Source organism: Coprococcus sp. ART55/1, assembly GCF_000210595.1.
Taxonomy (GTDB): domain Bacteria; phylum Bacillota; class Clostridia; order Lachnospirales; family Lachnospiraceae; genus Coprococcus; species Coprococcus aceti.
Genome location: NC_021018.1, coordinates 2854822 through 2857618 on the forward strand (window position 1 = coordinate 2854822; position 2797 = coordinate 2857618).

Below are 2797 nucleotides of genomic sequence, written 5' to 3' on the forward strand. Positions count from 1 at the left end.
CATATACTATATTAAACAACTGTTCTGCCGCGGATACAGGAAGATTTACACATCCATGGGATCCGCTGTTCTTGTATATATCACCGCCAAATGAACTTCTCCACGATGCATCATGGAATCCGATTCCCAGCTCGCCTATGAATGGCATCCAGTATGTTACAGGAGTCTCATAGTCATCGCCGATAAGCACAGCAGGTGTCTTCTTATACAGGATCGTATATACACCTTCAGGTGTTCTGTATTTGCCATTGTTTGCAAGGCTTCCGGTTACGCAGTCGGAATCCCACACAAGATTGCCGTCTACATATGCATATACATGCTGCTGGCCAAAATCACATTCGATATATGAATCACCGATATCATCGCCGCCATCGTGATAAACTGCAGCGTAGCAGTCAAACGGCGGTGTATGTGTTGTGGACTCTCCGGCTTCAAGAAGCTTCATGAGCTCTTCTGTCTCACCGTCCACATCGATCATCCAGCCATACCAGGTATTCGCCAGAGTGATGACATCACCATTATGAGTTCTAAAATTCCTCGGCACACCGTATGTATCGTATCTGCTTGCGATATTCTCGACATACTCACGCACCTTGTCTTCTGAGAATTTCCATTTTCCTTTTACATTGCTGATCCAGTCGCCATATTCCTTGCTGGTAAGCTTCCATGACACCTGATCTATCTCATATGTAATGGTCATCTCAAGGATCTTTGCAAGTTCCTTCTGCTCATTTACTATCTCTTCACTGTCGGCTGTGAGCTCAGGACTCTCGTATGCGTCACTTTCTGATACATCAAGCACGGATTCACCTTTAACAATCGCCTCATCTATTATACAGCATAATCTGTCAAAATCAAGATAATTTCCTTCAGAATCAGGAATAATTGTTGATTCTCCATCCTTAATCGTAACATAGGCATCTTCCGGTTTCTCCATCTTGGACTCGTCAAGACTGTCATAGCTCTTCAAAAGATTCTCGAGAGCATCCTTGTCATACGACGCTGAATAGTAAAGGTCATAATCTTTTCTCTTTAGCATGTAATAAGGCCAGAGGAAACCATTTTGTTCGCTTATGATCTTCTTGGCTGTTATATTCGGCTTTATATCAAGCGATATATCTTCTGGTTTTATGACATGTTCCTCACCGCCCCTGAGCTTGAGTGTGAGGGAATAATCCTGTATGTAACTCTCTATGTATGCATCGACATCATCAAGTGAGTAAAACGAATAGTCTATATCATTGATGTATGTCTTGTAGTTGTAATGGAACATGAACCATATCGATATAACTATATATGTACATACGACCACCGCTCCAAATATAGCCGCTGTGATCTTCAAAGCCCTGTGAGTCTTTTTTGCAGGCTTGTCATCCGGTTCGTCCGCTTCATCAGAAGCTTCATTATCTGGGAATATCGGTATCCCTGCTCCATCGGGAATGGCTGCATCCGATGCCGCAGTCTCCGGTTCGGTCTCTGTCCCCCCGAATATTGTCTCTTCAGCAACTATCTCTTCAGCGGCATCAGTGTTCACATTATCTTTATCTATATTGTTATCATCTGTGTTATTGTTCATAAAATCACGCTCTTCCCCTTCGCACATAATTCCATGCGAACTTACATCCAACATACATAATATTATATGCTATATTACTATAATTCAACTCTTAATTATGTTTAAATATAAGAGGCTAACGCACTGTTATCTGGACAAATTGATGGTCACCAGATCCGGTTCGTTATTAACTCTGATTCGGATAGTGTGAAGTCCGAGTCCTGCACAGACTATCATATTATGTCCATCGCAGGAATATAACCCCTTATAGTACTTTGGAAACAGTCTGATCATAGGCGATATCACGCCCCCGAGAAATGGCAGGATCACAAGTCCACCATGTACATGGCCGGATACAGTAAGATCAGCGCCCCATCGGGAATATTCTTCAAAATAATCAGGATCATGTCCTATAAGTATATTGTAATCGGATCTGCTTATCGGTGGAAGTTCATTCAGCAAATACTCTTCATCCATATCGAGCTTTTTGAATCTTCTGTAATATTCCGTCTTCATGTCAAGTCCGTATATCGTGACATTGTATTCATCAAGATGAACACTTTCATTTATAAGCCAGGTGATGTTATCTTTTGTTCCTTCATATAACCTGTTCCACATATCACCATATTTTTCATATATGGATGCGCGCATCTCATGATTTCCTTTTCCCATATACACAGGAAAACGCTTGCCAAGTTCATTCAGGAAATGTATACCTATATCTACTGTAAGTCCCGGCTTTCCGACTATTATATCCCCCGCCACCAATATGAAATCCGGATTGATCTTTTCTATACAGCTTATAAGCTTCTCATTGTCCTTTCCAAATTCCGCATTGTGGAGATCTGATATCATGACTATCCGGGCTTTTTTTCTTATTCTCCTGTCATGCAGTTGATAATTTGAAAACGAGATTCTTCTGTTTTCGCGGTAACTCTCTATCAAAACATTAACAAGCGTTATAATGCATAGTACGATAACTACAACTAAAAAAATCCTCATGTATTTAACCTCAATATGTAAATTGTAACTTGAGCACTTTAACGAAAGCGTACTTCATACTCATGGAATCAACCTTCTCCGCCGCATATATCGGCACTGAACCGATGCACCTCTCGCCAATATAATAGCTCATCTTTCCAAGCTCTTCACCACTGTCAACCGGGGCAGTCAGCGGATCTCTCATCTCCAGTTTCTTCTTCACATCCTCCGCGTGTTCTCCCGCAAGCAGGATCCCGGTGA

At 41.7% G+C, this 2797-nt stretch carries 2 protein-coding genes and 1 pseudogene; all 3 read right to left on the reverse strand.

What is annotated here, in order from left to right; translation table 11 throughout:
- A partial coding sequence (locus tag CCU_RS12865; protein WP_208896262.1) for a L,D-transpeptidase family protein occupies positions 1-1576 on the reverse strand: 1576 nt, incomplete at its 3' end.
- A 126-nt stretch (positions 1577-1702) separates the two neighbouring features.
- A complete protein-coding gene (locus tag CCU_RS12870) occupies positions 1703-2557 on the reverse strand; it encodes a metallophosphoesterase (RefSeq protein ID WP_022216439.1) in 855 nt (284 codons plus the stop codon).
- A 10-nt stretch (positions 2558-2567) separates the two neighbouring features.
- Positions 2568-2797: pseudogene (locus CCU_RS12875) on the reverse strand (D-alanyl-D-alanine carboxypeptidase family protein); the annotation flags it as partial.